The sequence below is a fragment of the Flavobacterium sp. Leaf359 genome (genome assembly GCF_001423985.1).
Classification (GTDB): Bacteria; Bacteroidota; Bacteroidia; order Flavobacteriales; family Flavobacteriaceae; genus Flavobacterium; species Flavobacterium lindanitolerans.
Genome location: NZ_LMPW01000001.1, coordinates 256,536 through 276,404 on the forward strand (window position 1 = coordinate 256,536; position 19,869 = coordinate 276,404).

Sequence of the window (19,869 nt, forward strand, 5' to 3'; positions counted from 1 at the left end):
ATTTATATTCCAATAGGGTAAATCTGACAAAATGGCTTAAAAAGAAGTGTTTTTATTAATTTAACAAGACAAAAAGTCTTAAATCCTGAGGATATGAGTTTTTTTGATAAAATTTTTGGCAATACAGATAAATCAGATAAATCGGATAATAAAGATACGAATCAAAACGGCTTTAATTGGAATGATTTAACAGAATTAAAACAATTGGATTCTATTATAGAAGAGTCGGAAGAAAAACCGGTAGTAATCTTTAAACACAGCACACGCTGCAGCATTAGCAGGATGGCGCTAAAGAATTTTGAAAGAGAATATAAAGCAGATGATAACGAGGCCTCGCTATACTTTTTAGACCTTTTGAATTACCGTGATATTTCAAATGAAATTGCACAGCGCTTTCATGTCATCCACCAATCGCCTCAATTATTGCTGATTAAGAATGGAAAATCAGTTTATGATGTTTCACATAGTGCAATTGATGCGGAGGCTTTGGAAGGGAAATTGTGAAAGAGGTGCTAAGTTGCTAAGGTTCTGAGGCACTAAGGTTTTGTGTTCTTATGAATAAAAGAGAAAGTTATTGAATTAGCTAAAAGAGGTTGTAAGGCACTAAGGAGCTAAGTTTTGTGCTTTCATGAGCAATTGTTATCTGATTTTACAACGGAAAACCAGATATTCTCATAGCATAAACTCTATTCTTAACGTCTTAAAGCCTTAGCCCCTTAGAACCTTCAGAACCTTAGTGTCTTAGTCCCTCAAAAAACTCTCCATCTTCAAAACAATCTCCTCTAAACACAAATTATTAATACTGCCTTCATGTGTATGCGTTGTTTTTGATGAAGGCTCATATTCGCCGTTTTCAATTTGTGTAGCAATTATTTTATAAGCATCTCTGAAAGGGACTCCCTGTTGAACCAGTTCATTCAAATTATCAACGGTAAACAGGTAATCGTATTTTTTATCTTCAAGTATGGTTGTATTCACCTGAATGTCTTTTAAAGAAAAGCAGGCAATCTCCAGACATGACTTTAAATTCTGGATAGCAGGAAAAAGTCCTTCTTTTAGTAATTGGAAATCTCTGTGATAGCCACTTGGCAGATTGTTGGTCAACAAAGTAATTTCATAAGGCAGGGCCTGAATCTTATTGCACTTTGCCCTGATCAATTCAAAAACATCCGGATTTTTCTTGTGGGGCATAATGCTGGAACCTGTAGTCAGGTGATTTGGAAGGCTTATAAAGTTGAAATTCTGGCTCATATACAGGCAGACATCCATAGCCAGCTTGGATAAAGTGGCTGCCAGTCCTGAAAATGCGAATGAAACTGTTTTCTCAGCTTTTCCACGGCTCATTTGTGCAGCTACCGAATTGTATTTCAATATCGAAAGCCCTAATTCCTGAGTGGTAAATGTTCTGTCAATAGGAAAAGAACTTCCATATCCGGCAGCAGAACCCAGCGGATTTTGGTCTACAATTTTTTGTGACGCATTGAGCATAACCATATCGTCAATGAGTAATTCTGCATAGGCAGAAAACCACATCCCAAAAGAAGAAGGCATAGCAATTTGCAAATGCGTGTAGCCCGGAAGAATAATATCTTCGTGTTTTTTGCTCAATAAAATCAGCAGGTCGAAAAGTTCCTTAACGAGTTTTTTGACAGATGTGATTTCTTCTTTCAGATAAAGATGTATATCTACCAGAACCTGGTCGTTTCTGGAACGGGCCGTATGGATTTTTTTTCCGGCTTCGCCTAATTTTTCAGTCAACAGATATTCTATTTTAGAATGCACATCTTCAAAAGCCGCTTCAATTGTAAAGTTGCCTTGTTTTATTTGTGCCAGAATATCTTCTAAAGCCAATACCAAATCGGTGGTTTCCTTTTCGGTCAGGATGTTTATTTTGCCCAACATTTTGGCATGTGCGATAGAGCCTAATACATCGTATTTTGCCAGAACCAAATCCAGTTCCCTGTCATTTCCAACCGTAAAGAGGTCTATTTTCTGGTCGGTAGGTATTCCTTTTTCCCAAAGTTTCATAGTGTGTGTTATTTAGGTTATTGTGTTGTTTAGATTAAAAAAATCGGATAAAATTTTGGTATATAAGTGAATACCTTCCCTTATTTCTTCCAGAAAAATAAATTCATTGGCGGTATGTGAACGCAGCGAGTCGCCAGGTCCCAGTTTCATCGATTGGCAGTTCAAAACCGATTGGTCAGATAGTGTAGGCGAACCGTATGTTTGTCTTCCCAAAGAAATTCCCGCTTGTACCAAAGGATGGTTTTTGTCGATTGAAGACGCATTCAAATGCATTGACCTTGGATTTACGTTTCCTTTGATATGTTGTTGTACAACTTTGAGGATTTCTTCATTCGTATAGCAATCGTTTACGCGAATATCTACAACCAGACTGCATTCAGACGGTACTACATTGTGCTGTTTTCCGGCATTTATTTGCGTAACGGTCATTTTTACAGGGCCTAATATTTCAGATATCTTTTCAAATTCATACGTTCTGAACCATTCAATAGCGGCAAGTGCATTGTAAATTGGATTGTCTGTATTTTGGTGAGCCGCATGACTTGCTGTTCCGGGAATGATGATATCCAGGACAAGAAGTCCTTTTTCAGCAATGGCCAACTGCATCTGTGTTGGTTCGCCTACTATGGCACATTCTATTTCAGGCAGATGTTTCAATAAACCATTCAGTCCGTTTGGGCCGCTACTTTCTTCTTCGGCAGTACCCGCAAATAAAATATTGTAAGGAAGGTTTTCATAAGCATAAAAATAGGTGAACGTAGCTAACAAAGAAACCAGGCAACCTCCGGCATCATTGCTTCCAAGTCCAAATAATTTTCCGTCTTTTTCAATAGCTTCAAACGGGTTTAAAGTATAGCCTTCGTTTGGTTTTACTGTATCATGGTGAGAATTCAGCAGCAGTGTTGGTTTTGTTGCATCATAATGCAAATTTACAGTCCAGACATTGTTGTTTTCTCTCTGAAACGGAATGGAATTGTTTTGAAACCAGTTTTCCAGTAAAAGTGCTGTTTGGGCTTCTTCTGATGAAAAAGACGGTGTTTCAATAAGCTGTTTTAATAAACTGATGGCTTCGTTGGTTACTATTTCGATGCTTTTATGCGTCATGATTTTTCTCTTTATAATTTTATTTGGGTAGCTGCAGCCTTATTTTTCAGCGTTTTTTGGTTTCCAATTACAATTGTGTGAACGCCATTTTTCAATGATTTGAAGCAGTTTTCGAGTTTGGGCAACATTCCCGAATGGATGGTCTGCTCGTTTTTTAATGTTTGGTATTTCTCAAAATCAAGAACTTCAATAACCGAATCATCATCTTCCGAATTAAGTAAAACACCTTTTTTCTCAAAACAATAGATGAGTTCTACCTCATATTCTTCAGATAAGGAAATTGCAATTTCTGCAGCAATCGTATCGGCGTTCGTATTCAATAACTGACCTTTTCCGTCATGTGTAATGGCTGAAAAAACAGGTATGCAATTTTGCACTAACAAGGCTGAAATCAGCTTATTGTTTACCTGGATTACATCGCCTACAAATCCAAAATCGATTTCCGTATTTTTCCTTTTCTCTGACTGGATGAGGTTACCGTCTGCACCCGAAAATCCGATGCTGTTTGTGCCAAATTGTTGCAATTGGGCCACAATCTGTTTATTTAATAAACCGGAATAGGTCATAACGGCAACATCGAGCATGGCTTCATCTGTAATTCTTCTGCCGTTTGAAAAGCAAGGTTTTAATCCCAGTTTTTCGGCTATTTCGCTGGCTTTTTTACCACCGCCATGCACCAGAATTTTATGTCCTTTCAGTTCCGAAAAGTCGGTAAGGAATTCTGATAAGAGTTGCTCATTGTCGATGATGTTGCCGCCTATTTTTACGATGCTCAGACTTGGTTTAGTTTCCATTTTCCAGAATTTTTGTCAATATTGCCTGTGCTGCATATGTCCTGTTATTGGCTTGCGGGATAACGATAGAATTATCGCCGTCTAAAACCTCATCAGAAACAATCATATTTCTTCTAACCGGAAGGCAATGCAAGAACTTTGCATTAGCTGTAAGTTCCATTTTTTCCTGTGTGACGGTCCAATTCATGTCTTTGGAAAGGATTTTTCCGTAATCATTGTAGGCACTCCAATTTTTAGCATAGATAAAATCGGCATTTTTGAAAGCCTCATCCTGATTGTTTGTGATTGTTGCTCCTTTTGTTATTTCAGGATTCAGTTCATATCCTTCCGGATGCGCGATTACAAGCTCATAACCGGAAAGTTTCATAATCTTGACAAAAGAATTGGGTACGGCATGAGGCAAAGCCTTAGGATGCGGCGCCCAGGTCAGAACCACTTTTGGTTTTCTTTTGGTCTTGTATTCCTGTATAGTCAGTGCATCCGCAACGGCCTGGAGCGGATGTTCGGTTGCGCCTTCCAGGCTGATTACCGGAACAGAAGCATATTTTGTAAAAGCATGGATGACCTGTTCTGCTTCATCCTTTTCCTTATCGGTTAGGGTAGGGAAGCTTCTAACTCCAACAATGTCACAGTATTGAGAAATAACCTGTGCGGCTTCTTTGATGTGTTCCGCCTTATCGCCGTCCATAATCGTGCCGTCCTCAAATTCGAGCGACCAGCCTTCTGTATTGAGATTCATTACAATACAGTCCATCCCAAGATTCAACGCGGCTTTTTGGGTACTCAATCTTGTTCTGAGGCTTGGGTTGAAAAACAGTAGTCCCAGCGTTTTGTGTTTACCCAAACCGGAATTTCCAAAAGGGTCAGACTTGATTTTTTTGGCGGTTAAAATCAGTTCGTCCAAATCATTTATATCGTCTACAGTAGTGAACTTTTTCATTTTTTTTAATTTAAGGATTGTAATGCATTTTTTAGTCCGGCAACAAATTTGTCGATTTCCGTTTCAGTGATAAGTAGTGGCGGAAGTATTCTTAGCAGGTTCTTTTGGGAGGCATTCCCCGTAAAGATAAATTGCTCATAGACCAATTTTTTGCGCAGTTCTGCCACATCAAAATCAAACTCCAGACCTAGCATCAGGCCTTTTCCCTTAATTTTTTTTACCTGAGGTATTTGTGAAACGGCCTGGATAAAATAATCGGATTGTTTTTTTACATTTTCCAAAACTGCTTCCTCTTCGATTATTTCTAAAACTGCCAGGGCTGAAGCACAGGCAAGATGGTTGCCGCCAAAAGTGGTTCCGAGCAAACCAAACGAGGCTGTGAACTTCGGACTGATGAGCAGTCCGCCAATAGGAAATCCGTTGCCCATGCCTTTTGCCATCGTAATAATATCCGGCTTGATGCCGTGATGCTGATGTGCAAAGAATTGTCCGGAACGCCCGTAGCCGCTTTGGATTTCGTCGACAATCAGGATAATGTCATTGGCATTGCAGAGTTCTTCCAATTCCTGAAAAAACTTGGGAGTTCCTTCATCCAATCCGCCAACACCCTGGATTCCTTCAATGATGATTGACGAGATTTCATTTTCTGAAACTGCTTTTTTGACCAGTTCAATATCGTTGAGCGGTAGAAAAAGAACCGGATGATTGGCATTAATTGGTGCTACAATAGATGGATTATCGGTTACGGCAACTGCGGCAGAAGTTCGTCCGTGAAAGCTTTTGTGAAAAGCAATCACTTTTGATTTTTTGTTATGAAATGAAGCCAGTTTCAAGGCATTTTCATTGGCTTCTGCACCCGAATTGCATAAAAACACACTGTAATCAGGATAAGCTGACATTTCGCCTAATTTCTTTGCGAAGGCTTCCTGCAATGGGTTTTGGATGGAATTGGAATAAAACCCGATTTTTGCAATCTGTGACTGGATGGCTTTCACATAGTTGGGATGGGAATGTCCTACTGAAATTACACCATGACCGCCATAGAAGTCAAGATACTCCTGGTTTTTATCGTCCCAAACTTTGGCTCCCAAGGCTTTGACAGGTGTGATGTTATATATTGGATATACATTAAATAAGCTCATTTTCTTTTTTTTTAGGGTTTAAAAACCGCTGGGTTTTAATTTTAATCCGGTTGTTTCTTCCAGGCCAAACATCAGGTTCATGTTCTGTACAGCCTGGCCTGATGCTCCTTTCAGCAGGTTGTCGATAATGGAAGTGACCAAAAGATAATCTCCTTTTTTCTCCAGGCTAAGAATGCATTTGTTGGTCTGAACCACCATTTTTAGGCTGATGTCTTCTACCGTAACCCATACAAAAGGATGTTCTTTGTAATATGTCTGGTACAAATCAATCAGTTCTTCTTTGCTTTTGCTTGTTTTGGTGTAGAGCGTTGCAAAAATGCCTCGGGTAAATTCGCCACGATTTGGTAGGAATAGTATTTCTTTTCCAAAATCTTCCTGCAAACTATTCAGACTTTGTTTTATCTCTGCCAGGTGCTGGTGTTCAAAAGCTTTGTAATGGGAAATATTTGAATTTCTCCAACTGTGGTGCGTAGTTTCTGAAAGCTGTATTCCGGCTCCGGTACTTCCCGTTATGGCGTTGACATGAACATCATTTTCCAGTAAATTCTCTGAAGCCAAAGGCAAAAGTGCCAATTGTATGGCGGTTGCAAAACATCCCGGATTGGCAATGTATTTTGCAGCAGCTATTTTATTTTTATTTAGTTCCGGAAGGCCATAAACAAAAGAATCAGAATTGAAATCCGCATCATTATCAAGACGGAAATCATTACTCAGGTCGATGATTCTGGTATGTAAAGCAAATTTGTTATTTTCCAAAAAGGCTTTTGATTTGCTATGTCCGAGGCATAGAAATACGACATTTACATCAGGATTTATTTTGTCTGTAAATACCAAACCGGTTTCGCCTATCAAATCGGGATGTGCTGCCGTTAAAGGCTTTCCGGCCTGTGAGGTGCTGAAAACAAAATCAATTTCTACTTTGGAATGGTTTACCAGAATTCGAAGCAATTCGCCCGAAGTATAACCGGCACCTCCAATAATTCCTGCTTTAATCATAATCGATGGAATTTACTTGTGAATAAATAGACTGGGCATTGCCAAGAATCTTGATAAAACCTTTGGCGTCATCAGCCGTCCAGGCATTGTTTATTTCCCCATATTGGCCAAATTTGCTGTTCATCAGGTCGTGTTCGGATTCGATTCCGTCCAATGAAAAATAATATGGCTTTAGGGTTACGGTCACGATTCCCGTCACATTTTTTTGGGTGTCTTCTAAAAAGGTTTCGATGTTTCTCATCACTGGGTCTAAAAACTGCCCTTCATGAAAAAGCATGCCATACCAATTGCCCAACTGCTCTTTCCAGTATTGCTGCCATTTTCCAAGGGTATGTTTCTCCAACAGATGATGCGCTTTTAGGATGATCAGTGGAGCGGCTGCTTCAAAACCGACTCTTCCTTTGATTCCAATAATCGTATCGCCAACATGAGTGTCTCTCCCGATAGCATAGGCACTGGCTAATTTTTCCAATTGGGTAATAATAGCCGTTGGTTTGTCAAATACATCGTTAAGACCAATGATTTCTCCCTTTTTGAAATGAAGCGTGATTTTTTCCGGTTCTGTTTTCTGAAGCTGAGACGGATAGGCACTCTCTGGCAATGACAGATTAGAGGTTAATGTTTCTTTACCGCCAACACTGGTCCCCCAAATGCCTTTATTGATTGAATATTGCGCTTTTTCCCAGGAATACTCTACTCCGTTTTTTTGAAGGTAGTCTACTTCTTCCTGACGTGATAATTTCAAATCCCTGATTGGCGTGATGATTTCCAGTTGGGGTGCAATTGTCTGGAAAATCAGGTCAAAACGAATCTGGTCGTTTCCGGCACCGGTACTGCCATGAGCAATAGCCGAAGCGCCTATTTTTTTAGCATATTTTACGGTTTCTATAGCCTGGAAAACTCTTTCCGCACTTACAGACAGGGGATAGGTATTGTTTTTCAGTACATTTCCAAAAACTAAAAACCTGATGGCTTTTTCATAATAATGGTCAATGATGTCCAGATTGATATGCTTTGCACTTCCCAATTCATAAGCTCTTTTTTCGATGGCATCTAATTCTTCATTATCAAAACCTCCTGTGTTTATCAGTATGGTATGGACCTCCAGTTGCTTTTCATTTTTCAGATATTTCAGGCAGAATGAGGTATCCAAACCGCCGCTATAAGCTAAAACTACTTTTTTCATATGATTATTTTTTTAGAAATGTCTGCTTGATTTGTTTCAATCTTGTCAGCACTTTTTTATTGAATTTCACCTCTTCCGTTTTTTTGTTTTCCGGGTCATAAAGCATTCCTGTACAGAGGCACATTTTGAATTCTTTTCGTTCCAGAATGTCATAATTGGTGCAGCCTTTGCATCCGGCCCAAAAGGTAGGGTCGGTTGTCAGTTCAGAAAAAGGAACGGGTTTGTATCCTAAGTCGGAATTGATTTTCATTACTGCCAGGCCTGTCGTGATCCCGAAAATTTTTGCTCCCGGATATTTTTCCTGGGAGTATTCAAAGACTTTCTTCTTGATTTTTTTGGCAAGTCCGAGGTGACGAAAATCAGGATGCACGATGAGTCCGGAATTGGCTACAAACTGGCCATGTTCCCAGCTTTCAATGTAACAGAAACCTGCAAATTTTCCATTTTCCAAAGCGATTATGGCATCGTTGTTTTCCATTTTTTTCTGGATGTACTCGGGCGACCTTTTGGCAATTCCTGTGCCTCTTAAAAGTGCCGACGCTTCCATGGTATCGCAAATTTCCTGCGCGAACTTATAGTGCTCTTTCTGAGCAATACAGATGGTTACATTCATTTTTAAATGTAAGATTGGGTTAAAAAATAAGGTGATATTAATTTTGCGGAAGGAGGAAACAGGACGGACCTATTTCATAGAAATATAGCAGACCTAAGGCCGGAAACTGGCCGAAGCTGAAAAAAATAAAGATGTTGTAGTCAAGTCAGGATAGTAATATCCCTGTAAAATGATTGGAAATTTCAAAACTGAAAAATAAAAAATGAATAAAGGTTTTAGGACTCGTTAAACTTTGGCGGTACAGATTATGACCGCACAACCCGCGAAGTTAGTGCAGGAACTGTCCGTAGGATAGAAGTTGTATGTAACTTGTAATTATTCATCGGTGCAAATGTACACAAAAAATATAATAATTTCAGGTGTTGACGGTTTTTAACAAAATGTTGTAGAAATGTCACAAAAAAATCCGAAGTCTTTTGGACTCCGGATTTCTGTTTTTGGATTGGAAAGGTTTTTTAGTTTTTGATAATCTTTTTGGTAAATTCCTGATTGTCTGTTGTTACGTTGATAATGTAAGTTCCGGATGGAAGTCTTGAAATATCAACTGCGGTTTCCAAACGGCCGTCACTTTCGATGCTTTTCGATTCGATTACCTTACCTGTAATATCATATATTGCATACTGAACATCGCCGGCAGAAGCTTTGTCAACAGTAATTGTAAACTGCCCGTTGTTTGGATTTGGATAAATTTTCACGTCCAATTCTGATTTTCCAATCGGGCTTGCGGCCCTACCGGAGCCACAGCTAATAGCAGTTCTGCTAATTGTTCCGTTGGAGTTGTTGACAGAACCATTGGCATTTTTAGCCTTGATATAGTAAGAATAGCTGGTTCCGGCAGTAATCAGATACGTATTCAGGAATGAATTTCCTGTTACGTCAGGAGCATACAGGTTTCCGTTTCTGTAAATATCATAAGAAGTAGCATTGCTGGAAGTTGTCCAGGTAACATTGATGGCACTTTGTGTCCCGCTACAGGTTGCTGTTGCTGATATGGTGAAACTTCCCGGTGTAGCATTACAAACCAGAGTTGAAGCAGAAAGCGTTCCGTTAGAATTTGTTCTTGTTCCGGAGCTGTTTTTAGCAATAACATAGTAGGTGTAAGTTGTACCACCGGTTACAAGTGTGTTGATGTATTGTGTTCCTGTAATATTGCTGGCATATAATGCGCCGTTTCTGTAAATGTCATATCCGGTAGCATTGCTTGAAGCTGTCCAGTTCAAACGGTTTTGTGTAGAGGTCCCACTACATTCCGGTGTAAGTGTCAGCGAAAAAGTTCCAGGAGCGGCTACCGCACTACACGTAAGATTTAAATTGGATTTGAACGCATTAAAATAGGCCAGGGCAAAGCTGTCTCTCCAGGTATTGCTGTTTAATTTTGCCGCGTCTGACGTAGTATCAACAAAACCAATTTCATTCAAACAGGCTGTTGCTGAAGAATATCTCAGAACTCCTAAATGGTAGGCTAAAAAGCTGTTGTCTTCTACACAACGTCTGTTGGTCCAGGAACCGTGAGTGACCATATCAGCTTGAATTTTTTGTGCAAAAGCAATATCAGGAGCTGTATTGGTGTCATCAGCAGTACAGTAAAAAGTCTCTGTTCCGGTTCCTCCACCTGCATTACAGTGAATACTTAAAAGACGGTCGGCATTCCAGTTATTAGACATTGTAGCTCTCTGGTTGACAGAAATCCATCCGTTTACGTTGGTTGTTCTGGTAAGATGCACAGTCCATGTACAACTGTTATCAATCAGAGCTTTTGTTTTTTGGGCAACAGCAAGAGCTGTTTCTATTTCTGTGGCCGTCCTTCCGTCCGGATTGTCACTTGTGCTGGTTCCATAACCATGTCCAGGGTCAAGTACAACTATCTGTGCGTTTATTCCTAAAGAGCATAGCAATAAACCAAATATAAAGGCTGTCTTTTTCATCTTAATTCATTTTTAGAGTTGCGATAAAGAGTCTTCCGGTTTTGTCATCAGAGAAAATGACTTTGTCCTTGTGGATGGTCGGAAACATTTCAAAAATCACTTCAGTATTCGTAATCTTTTTGGTTTTGCCTTTTTCGACATCAAAAAGATAGAGTTCTGAATTGCTAACGGTATGCCCGTTTTCGCTTTCGTCTAAAAACCCGATAAGATAGGAGTCATCATCAGACCAGGCGGTGGCGATTCCTGTTCCGATTTTTCTGCCTTTGGTTTTTCCGTCAATATCATAAATATAGATATCGGCTCCGTTATGTACGGCTACTTTTTTGCCATCGTTAGAAAGCATGGCATTGTAGAATTGGCCTTCATCATTGGTTACAACCCATTGTTTTGAAGTAGCTAAATCTTTGGCTTCAATTTTTAAGTTCGCCAGATTGGTATACACCACAACCTGATTGTCTCCCTTTTTTGAAGCACCTCTGTAAGACGGTAGATAGTTTGGGTCAATATTTTCTACCTTTTTAGAATAATTATCCCGGATATTATAATTAATAACCTTAGCATTTGAGAAATATTCCTTATCGGATTTTTCTTTAAAGTAAAAAGAATCACCCGATTTGTCCCAGACATAAGCATAACCGCTGCCTTGTTTGTCAGAAATTGGCTTTACTGTATTGGTTTTCAATTCCAGAAGATAGACACCTTTAAGGTGTTCTCCGGTTAAGAGTACATATTCTCCGGTAGGAGAAAAGAGAGGATTGGTGTAAAAACCGTCTACCTCAATGCGCTCAAAATCCTCGATTTTTTGCGCATACACCGATAAGCTCATAAGGAATGAGCATAACATAGTAGTTTTATTCATAATTGATAAATTTAGGTTGTGATAAATTTAACCTATAAAATCTTATAAATAAATACTAATTATGTTAATTTATTGTAATTTAATTCGTTATACGATGTGAAACCTAGTGTTTACGGTTGTTTTTTAAGAATTATCTTCTGATGCTGTTTCGGGAAATAATATTTTTCAGTTTTACCTTTAAATCTTCTCCTGTATCATAAATCATCTGTTCATTAGACGGGAAAGGAACTGCTTTTTGATTGAAGTAAGTATAATACGATTCGTCTGCAGCCCTTCTGTCACCACGGTAAGTAGAGTAGATGTTCTCAAAAATAAATTCACTGGTTAGTGGGAAAGTCTGCAATAATTGGCCGGATTTGTAGTCGATGTAATCTACTTTGGCAGTTACCTGCGCGGCTTTGAATTGCGTAAATTCATAGATGTCAACCTTAATCGTTTTAAATTTGTCAACCTTAATCACATTACCCAAACTGTCTTTGACTACATTACCACGTGAATCTGTCAGGTTTTTTACACCGTCCTTAATCTGTTTTTCTTTAATGAATTGTTTTTCTTTTACCTGTTCCGGAGAGATATTGATTTGGCGGAAGTTTACTACAATCTCAAAATCATAATTCACGCCTTTTTGCTTGCTGCTGTGATATACCGTCCATTTGTCATTCAATCCGTTGGTACTGAAATCCAAAAGGTCGTTTTGCAGACGAATTGGGATAACCATATTGGTTTCGTTTCTCATATAGACATTTACGAAATCAGTGCCTTTCAATTGGGCTTCATCCATAAGCTTACGGACATCTTTAAAACCCGGATTGATTTGGTCAAGATAAAGAAGGTCGTCATAGGCACGGCGGCTTGTCATTTTGTCTTTAGTCAACAATAAGGCTTTGGCATTGTCATAAAGATATTTTGAAAGCGCATTTTTGCTGTTTACAATCTGGTCAGTATAATCTTCAAACGGAAAGATGGCATTTCTGTTTTCTTTCATCAGACGCAAAGGCAAAAGCGGCCGTATTTTTTCCTGGCGGTTGTTTAATTGAACATAGGTCGTATAGATGCGTTCCAGATTTCTTGGATTGGCGTCTTTTGCCAGGAATTGGATGTCGCGCAAGTCCCGTTCTTTTGCTTTGGCAAAGGCCTCTTCGAGTAAGTAGATATAGTCCTGTTTTCCTTTTTTGTCTTTGTTGGAGCGGAGACTGTTTACGGCATTGTCAATAGCTCCATCATAATCACCGCTGGTTAACATATTGGTAGTTTGTTTTACGCCGCAGGACGCTAAAGCAAATACTAAAAACAGGAGAGTAATCTTCTTCATAAATGTTAAAAATTTTAAGCAAATATATATCTTTTTTCAAAGTGTTTTCTGCTTTGGGTACCAAAACAAAAAAGCCCCGGAATACCGGAGCTTTTGTAAAATATAGAGAGTCTGTTATTTTCTGAAAAAAGGAGGTAGCAATTTGCTGGAAACCTCACCAAATCCAATTCTGACATTGTCTTTTTTGCAATAGCCTTTCATAATGACCGTATCGCCATCATTAATGAACTTACGTTCTGTACCGTCGCTCATAGTAAGCGGATTTTTTCCGCCCCAGGTCAATTCCAACATTGAGCCGAAACTGTCTGGTGTAGGACCGGAAATAGTTCCGGAGCCCATCATATCGCCTGAATTGACACGGCAGCCGTTAGAAGTGTGGTGCGCCAATTGCTGGCTCATACTCCAGTACATGTACTTAAAGTTTGATTTTGAGATAACTGTAGGTTCTGCATTTTCCGGCTGTAGGGAAACTTCGAGATTAATGTCGAAAGTTTTCTTGCCTTTTTCCTGTAAGTAAGGCAGCGGCATAGGGTCTTGATTTGGACCTTTTGTACGGAAAGGCTCCAAAGCATCCATAGTTACAATCCAGGGTGAAATAGAAGAGGCGAAGTTTTTTGCAAGGAATGGTCCTAGCGGGACATATTCCCACTTTTGGATATCCCTGGCGCTCCAGTCGTTCAAAAGAACCATCCCGAAAATATAATCTTCCGCTTCATGTACCGGGATATTTTCTCCCATAATATTGGCATCGGTCGTAATGAAAGCAGTTTCCAATTCAAAATCAACCAATCTTGACGGTCCAAATACAGGAGTCGTTTCACCATTAGGCAAAGTCTGTCCCATTGGTCTGTGAACAGGAATTCCGGAAGGCACAATGGTTGAGCTTCTTCCGTGATAGCCTACAGGAATATGAAGCCAGTTAGGAAGCAGGGCATTTTCAGGGTCGCGGAACATTTTTCCAACGTTGGTAGCATGTTCTCTGCTGGAATAGAAATCAGTATAATCACCAATCAATACCGGCAGTTGCATTTCAACATCTTCTATCTTAAAGATAACCGTTTCTCTGTGTTTTTCGTTATCTCTTAGTTCGGAATTGGTAGCGTCAAAAATATCGGCAATCCTGTTTCTCACCAATCGCCATGTTTTTTTTCCGTCAGAGATAAAATCGTTTAGGGTGTCCTGCATGAACATATCGTCAGTCAGGTCAATTCCTTCAAAATAGTTCAATTGCTGTAGGGCACCAAGGTCAATGGCATAGTCACCAATCCTTGTTCCGATTGTGACTACATCATCTTTAGTAAGGAAAACTCCAAAAGGTATATTCTGTATAGGAAAATCGCTGTCTTGTGGTACTTCCAGCCATGATTTCCTATTTGGGTCGTTTGCTGTTATAGGCATTATTATTGTTAGTTTATTTGTTTATAAATCAAGTATCAAATATATCGTTATATGGCATTTTAACAAACGCTTTTTGTATTTTTGTCCTCAAATTAACAAAAAATTATCAAATGCTACGCGACGAACAAATTTTTGACTTAATATTAGAAGAACAAGACAGACAAATCCACGGATTGGAACTGATTGCTTCCGAGAACTTTGTGAGTGACCAAGTGCTTGAGGCGGCAGGTTCAATACTAACTAATAAATATGCTGAAGGCTATCCAGGTAAAAGATACTATGGTGGCTGTGAAGTAGTAGACGTAATCGAACAGATTGCGATTGACAGGGCAAAAGCTTTGTTTGGTGCTGAGTATGCCAATGTACAGCCACATTCAGGGTCACAGGCTAACGCATCAGTTTACCATGCCTGCTTAAAACCTGGAGATAAGATTCTGGGTTTTGACCTTTCTCATGGTGGCCACCTGACGCACGGTTCTCCGGTAAACTTTTCAGGTAAATTATACCACCCTGTATTTTATGGCGTTGACCAGGAAACAGGATTGCTGAATTATGATAAAATTCAGGAAGTTGCTACTAAAGAACAACCGAAATTGATTATCGCGGGTGCTTCGGCCTATTCCCGTGATATGGATTTTGCCCGTTTTAGAGAAATTGCTGATAGCGTTGGTGCTATTTTGATGGCCGATATTTCGCATCCGGCCGGATTGATTGCCAAAGGATTGATGAACGACCCGATTCCGCATTGCCATATCGTAACCACAACTACCCACAAAACATTAAGAGGACCACGTGGTGGTATGATTCTGATGGGGAAAGATTTTGAAAACCCATTTGGTATCAAAACACCAAAAGGTGAAATCAGAATGATGTCGTCTTTATTGGATGCTGCCGTTTTTCCTGGAAACCAGGGTGGTCCGTTAGAGCACATCATTGCAGCTAAAGCTGTCGCTTTTGGAGAAGCTTTGTCTGACGAGTTTTTTACTTATGCAAGACAGTTGCAGAAAAATGCCAAAGCAATGGCAGCCGCTTTTGTAAAAAGAGGTTATAATATCATTTCCGGTGGTACAGACAACCACATGATGCTGATTGACCTTAGAAATAAAAATATTTCAGGTAAAGAAGCCGAAAATGCATTGGTAAAAGCTGAAATCACTGTAAACAAAAACATGGTTCCGTTTGATGATAAATCTCCGTTTGTTACTTCCGGTATTCGCGTAGGAACTGCTGCAATCACAACCAGAGGTTTGGTAGAGGCAGATATGGAAACCATTGTTGATTTAATGGACAGAGTGATTCAGGACCATACCAATGAAGAACTTTTAGAGCAGATTGCTGATGAAGTAAACGAAATGATGAGCGAAAGACCCATTTTTGTTTATTAATCACAAGTCAAAAAATAGGACTAAGCCCATACATTTTGTATGGGCTTTTTTATTGGATAAAAATTTTTTTTGAAAAAAAATAGGCTAATAATATTTTCGTACGAAAAATTTCCTACCTTTGGTTTAATCAAAATAAATAATTGTTTATTTAATAACTATCATCATCAATCAAATGGTAAAACTAATCACAATCTCTGCCATCTTTTTTTTGCAGCTTGCAGTAGCGCAGACTAAAACTGAAAAGTTGGATAGTCTGTTCCAATCTGCTGTAAACGATGGCTCATTTAACGGCAATGTCCTGATTGCAGAAAAGGGCAAGGTCATTTATCAGAAATCGTTCGGTTATTCCGACATCAAGGCAAAGGAAAAACTGACCGGCAAGTCAGTTTTTGAACTGGCTTCCGTTTCCAAGCAATTTACCGCAATGGGAATTGTTCTGTTGCAAAAGCAAGGGAAACTTTCGTATGACGACCCCATCAGCAAATTTTTACCGGAATTGTCAATGTACAATGACATTACGATTAAAAACCTTCTGGTGCATACCGGAGGACTTCCGGATTATATGGAGCTTATGAGTCAGGAAGAAAATCACGATGGTTTTGCAACAAACCAAACCATTATTGACCTGTTCGTTAAAAAGAAGCCTCCGGTTGTATTTAAACCGGGCGAAAAACATGAATACAGCAATACGGGTTATGCCTTATTGGCCAGTATCATAGAAAAGGCATCCGGGAAAAGTTATGGCGATTATTTGGCGGAAAACATTTTCAAACCATTAAAAATGAACGATACAAGAGTTTACAGAAGATGGTTTAAGCCTGAAAAAGTCAAAGATGTCACCAAAGGATATATTTATTCGGACAGTCTTAAAAGACTAGCCACACCAGATGAAATCAGCAAAGATTATTTTACGATTTATCTTGACGGAATCGTTGGCGATGGTATGGTTAATTCGACTACAACCGACCTGCTGTTATGGGACCAGGCATTATATACAGATAAGTTGGTCAATAAGCAGGACAAAGAATTGATTTTTAGTTCGTATCCTACCCAAAGCGGCAAAGCAACCAATTATGGTTTTGGATGGAAAGTTTCGACAAGCAGCCTGTATGGGAAAATAGCATCCCATAGTGGCGGTTGGTCAGGCTATGTAACTTATATTGCCCGCTATCTCGACCGCAATTGCACTATAATTATACTTCAAAATGCAATGAACCAAAACACGAAAATTCCTCAAGCCGAAATCAGGAACATCCTCTTTGAGCCAATTTATAAGGCAGATAAGAAAAAAATGGAAGAAATAGTAGGAATTTATAAAACGGAGAAAGGAAATGAAAGGGAATTGCTTTTTGAAAAAGGAAAGCTTTACACAAAGCTCAATGCAGAACAAAAGCTGGAACTGATTCCAATTTCAGAAAATAAATTTTTGGCTGATGGTTACCAACCCGAAGTTTTCTATGAATTTGTAGCAGAGAATAATAAAATTTCGAAATATATTGTTACACAACCAGAGCTCTCAGTCCGTTCTGAGGCCGTAAAAATTAAATAGACAGGATATGCAGGCAGAACCCACAAAATCAGAATTAGAAATTTTACAAGTCTTATGGCAGTTTGGTCCTTCGACTGTACGATTTGTAAACGACCAGCTTAACGAGCAAAAAAGAGCCGTTCAGTATACATCAACCTTAAAATTGATGCAGATTATGACTGAAAAAGGAATGCTTGTTAGCGATAAGACTCAAATGAAGCACGTCTACAGTCCGGCAATAGAAGAAAAGAAAACAAAAGGATTTCTTTTGGAAAAATTTGTCGATGCGCTTTATAATGGTTCCAGCAGTAGCCTGGTAATGCAGCTGCTTGGCAATAAAAAAACAACCCGGGAAGAAATCGAAGAAATTCGAAGCCTTTTGGATAAGTTAGACAAGAAAAAATAACAACTTAAAAATTCAGACTATGATTATGCCCAATGAAAACATATTGAAGGCAATCTCCTGGACACTGATACATTCAGTGTGGCAAGGATTGGTTCTGGCTATTTTAGCCGGATTGGTTATAGTGTTTACAAGAAAATCCAAAGCAGCGATTCGTTATAATGTGCTGTCAGGATTGTTCGTGATGTTTCTAATAGCAGTCGGTTTTACATTTAATTACGAATACCATCAGGAAATTGCCATAGAGCCGGATGCAATAATGATTGCCGGAACAAATCCGGAATTGCAAAATACATTTACGGGCCCGTCAGCAATTGCTCCCGATTATTTCGAAGAAAGCATAAGCTATCTTAACCAATATGCTACAACAATTGTAGTAGTCTGGTTCCTGATTTTTGCCATAAAATGCTTCGGAATTTTCAGAAACCTGACCCATGTTTACAGAATACGAAACTATAAAGTTCATAATGCACCTGAATTTTGGAGCAGCAAAGTGGCAGACCTGAGCAAGAAATTAGGCATCAGCAAACCGATTGTGCTTTTAGAATCGCAGTTGGTGAAAGTACCTTCGGTTACAGGTTTTTTTAAGCCAATCATATTGGTTCCTGTAGGATTGCTTTCCCATCTTCCGCAAGACCAGATAGAAGCAATATTATTGCATGAACTGGCACATATCAGACGTAAAGATTATTTTATTAATCTGTTACAAAGCTTTGCCGAAATCTTATTTTTCTTTAATCCGGGTGTTCTTTGGATATCTTCATTAATCAAAGATGAAAGAGAAAACTGCTGTGATGATATTGCCGTTACAATCACGCAAAGCAAATCGAAGTTCATTCATGCTTTGGTTTCTTTTCAGGAATACAATATGAAGCAGAACGAATTGGCATTGGGTTTTGGAAAAAACAAGAACCAGCTTTTAGCCAGAGCAAAACGCATCATCCAAGATAATAATAAGTCGCTGAATACTGTTGAAAAGACTTTTCTGTCAGTGTGTATTATTATCATGCTAACCTTTTCTTTGGCTTGTTCCAATACGAAGGCAACGACAGCTAAAACAGCCGAAAAGGAAAATAAGGTTGAAATTGCATATCTGAAAGGCCTTACTAGAGCTAAGCTGTCTGAAGGAGAGGAAATCCGACAGGCAGAAATTGCAGCACAAGAGGCACATAAAGCAGCCGAAATAGCAAAAGTTGAGGCGGAAGCGGCAAAGGTAAAGGCTGAAACAGCAAAAGCTGAAGCCCAAAAAGCCCAACAACAAGGTACACTATCTGATGATGAAGCCAAAAAATATGAGGCTGAAGCTTCACAGGCACAAGTTGAATTTGAAAAGGCTAAAAAGGAACATGAAATTGCAATGAAAGAACATGGAATTGCCATGGAGGAACATGATAAGGCCATGAAGAAGCATAGAATAGCTATGAAGGAGCATGAAAAAGTCCAAAAAGAAGATAAAAAAGTCTGGAAGGAACACGAAAAAGCTATGAAAAAGCACAAAAAGGCTATGGAAGAGCATGAAAAAGCAATGATTCAAGCAGAAAAAGACAGAAAATCTGTTGGTACTACCTATCAGATTGTTAGGCCAATGACGTTTGAAGAAGCACAAAAATCAGGAATTTGTGTTATTACCGATAAGATAAAAGCCGATAATGCTCTTGTTAAAAAGTTAAAAGAGAATGACGAGCTTCTTGTAATTAAAATGAAAGAAAAAGATAAGCTTTTGGTTGAAAAAATGGTACAGGCTGATGCACTGAAAGAAAAAAGAGATTTGTGGCTGATAGACCAGAAAGCTAAGTTTAGGCTGAAAAAAGCAGAAATGATTGAAATCAAAAAGATAAAACAACTGGACTTGCAAAAAATAAAGTTTAGTAAAGACAGTCTTTTAAAGGTTTATAAAGAAAACTGGGGACAAAAAACAGGAAGTACCGATGTTCCCAATAGTATAAATGGCCAGATTATTCCGGTTGTAATCAAAGAAAAAGCCATTGCCAATTTGAATAACCCGTCTTACAAGCTTAACAGCGATAATATTATTTTCTATGGTGAAGCGGTTATCGGGAACACATATACTAAGCCAACAAAATACCTGAAACCTAATAGCAGTGCCCTATACTACAATTTTGATTCCGCAAATCAGAATCTTAAAGATGCAGTAAAGCCTGTAAAATCCTAAAAAAAAACTGTCTAATCAGCAGAGTTTCAATCATCATCAAATCAAAAAATCAAAAATTAAATTTGTTATTGAGTTTAGTAGGC

The 19,869-nt window shown here is 38.9% G+C and carries 17 protein-coding genes; 5 read left to right on the forward strand and 12 right to left on the reverse strand.

The annotated features are described in order from the left end of the window. The first annotated feature begins 93 nt into the window (after window positions 1–93). Window positions 94–504: a bacillithiol system redox-active protein YtxJ gene (gene ytxJ / locus ASG38_RS01135; protein WP_056065918.1), complete on the forward strand. Its 411-nt coding sequence runs from the start codon at window positions 94–96 to the stop codon at window positions 502–504. 237 nt (window positions 505–741) lie between these two features. Here ytxJ and argH read toward each other — a convergent pair whose 3' ends face one another. The 12 genes from argH to fahA all read right to left on the reverse strand — a co-directional run bounded on the left by argH (window position 742) and on the right by fahA (window position 14,297). Continuing rightward, window positions 742–2,028 carry an argininosuccinate lyase gene (gene argH, locus ASG38_RS01140; RefSeq protein ID WP_056065920.1) on the reverse strand — a complete coding sequence of 429 codons (1,287 nt, stop codon included), beginning with the start codon at window positions 2,026–2,028 and terminating at the stop codon, window positions 742–744. 12 nt (window positions 2,029–2,040) lie between these two features. Beyond that, complete coding sequence (locus ASG38_RS01145; protein WP_056065923.1) at window positions 2,041–3,132, reverse strand: M20 family metallo-hydrolase; 1,092 nt, start codon at window positions 3,130–3,132, stop codon at window positions 2,041–2,043. An 11-nt stretch (window positions 3,133–3,143) separates the two neighbouring features. Continuing rightward, a complete protein-coding gene (gene argB / locus ASG38_RS01150; RefSeq protein ID WP_056065926.1) occupies window positions 3,144–3,926 on the reverse strand; it encodes an acetylglutamate kinase in 783 nt (260 codons plus the stop codon). Then, complete coding sequence (locus ASG38_RS01155; protein WP_056065927.1) at window positions 3,916–4,866, reverse strand: N-acetylornithine carbamoyltransferase; 951 nt, start codon at window positions 4,864–4,866, stop codon at window positions 3,916–3,918. Before ASG38_RS01155 ends, argB begins: the two co-directional genes overlap by 11 nt. A gap of 5 nt (window positions 4,867–4,871) precedes the next feature. Next, window positions 4,872–6,008 (reverse strand): aspartate aminotransferase family protein, encoded by a 1,137-nt coding sequence (locus tag ASG38_RS01160; RefSeq protein WP_056065930.1) that lies wholly within the window; start codon window positions 6,006–6,008, stop codon window positions 4,872–4,874. A gap of 18 nt (window positions 6,009–6,026) precedes the next feature. After that, the gene (gene argC, locus ASG38_RS01165; protein ID WP_056065933.1) at window positions 6,027–7,004 is read right to left on the reverse strand and encodes an N-acetyl-gamma-glutamyl-phosphate reductase; all 978 of its coding nucleotides are present in this window, start codon (window positions 7,002–7,004) and stop codon (window positions 6,027–6,029) included. Then, window positions 6,997–8,190, reverse strand: coding sequence for an argininosuccinate synthase (locus ASG38_RS01170; protein WP_056065938.1), 1,194 nt, complete (start codon window positions 8,188–8,190; stop codon window positions 6,997–6,999). The genes argC and ASG38_RS01170 overlap by 8 nt, the downstream gene beginning before the upstream one ends. 4 nt (window positions 8,191–8,194) lie before the next feature. Beyond that, complete coding sequence (locus ASG38_RS01175) at window positions 8,195–8,803, reverse strand: GNAT family N-acetyltransferase (protein WP_056065941.1); 609 nt, start codon at window positions 8,801–8,803, stop codon at window positions 8,195–8,197. A gap of 455 nt (window positions 8,804–9,258) precedes the next feature. Further along, on the reverse strand, window positions 9,259–10,728 hold the full coding sequence (locus ASG38_RS01180) for an N-acetylmuramoyl-L-alanine amidase (RefSeq protein WP_056065944.1): 1,470 nt from the start codon (window positions 10,726–10,728) through the stop codon (window positions 9,259–9,261). 1 nt (window position 10,729) lies between these two features. Continuing rightward, window positions 10,730–11,587: a hypothetical protein gene (locus tag ASG38_RS01185; RefSeq protein ID WP_056065947.1), complete on the reverse strand. Its 858-nt coding sequence runs from the start codon at window positions 11,585–11,587 to the stop codon at window positions 10,730–10,732. A 130-nt stretch (window positions 11,588–11,717) separates the two neighbouring features. Beyond that, window positions 11,718–12,899, reverse strand: coding sequence for a hypothetical protein (locus tag ASG38_RS01190; RefSeq protein ID WP_056065948.1), 1,182 nt, complete (start codon window positions 12,897–12,899; stop codon window positions 11,718–11,720). A gap of 114 nt (window positions 12,900–13,013) precedes the next feature. After that, window positions 13,014–14,297: a fumarylacetoacetase gene (fahA, locus tag ASG38_RS01195; RefSeq protein WP_056065952.1), complete on the reverse strand. Its 1,284-nt coding sequence runs from the start codon at window positions 14,295–14,297 to the stop codon at window positions 13,014–13,016. Between the two features lie 110 nt (window positions 14,298–14,407). On the opposite strand from fahA, the gene glyA reads away from it, so the two are divergent. The 4 genes from glyA to ASG38_RS01215 all read left to right on the forward strand — a co-directional run bounded on the left by glyA (window position 14,408) and on the right by ASG38_RS01215 (window position 19,786). Further along, window positions 14,408–15,682 carry a serine hydroxymethyltransferase gene (glyA, locus tag ASG38_RS01200; protein WP_056065956.1) on the forward strand — a complete coding sequence of 425 codons (1,275 nt, stop codon included), beginning with the start codon at window positions 14,408–14,410 and terminating at the stop codon, window positions 15,680–15,682. Between the two features lie 172 nt (window positions 15,683–15,854). After that, window positions 15,855–17,231 (forward strand): serine hydrolase, encoded by a 1,377-nt coding sequence (locus tag ASG38_RS01205; RefSeq protein WP_056065960.1) that lies wholly within the window; start codon window positions 15,855–15,857, stop codon window positions 17,229–17,231. Window positions 17,232–17,238: 7 nt separating this feature from the next. Beyond that, complete coding sequence (locus ASG38_RS01210; protein WP_056065963.1) at window positions 17,239–17,616, forward strand: BlaI/MecI/CopY family transcriptional regulator; 378 nt, start codon at window positions 17,239–17,241, stop codon at window positions 17,614–17,616. A gap of 19 nt (window positions 17,617–17,635) precedes the next feature. Next, window positions 17,636–19,786: a M56 family metallopeptidase gene (locus tag ASG38_RS01215; protein WP_056065965.1), complete on the forward strand. Its 2,151-nt coding sequence runs from the start codon at window positions 17,636–17,638 to the stop codon at window positions 19,784–19,786. The last annotated feature ends 83 nt before the right edge of the window (window positions 19,787–19,869 follow it).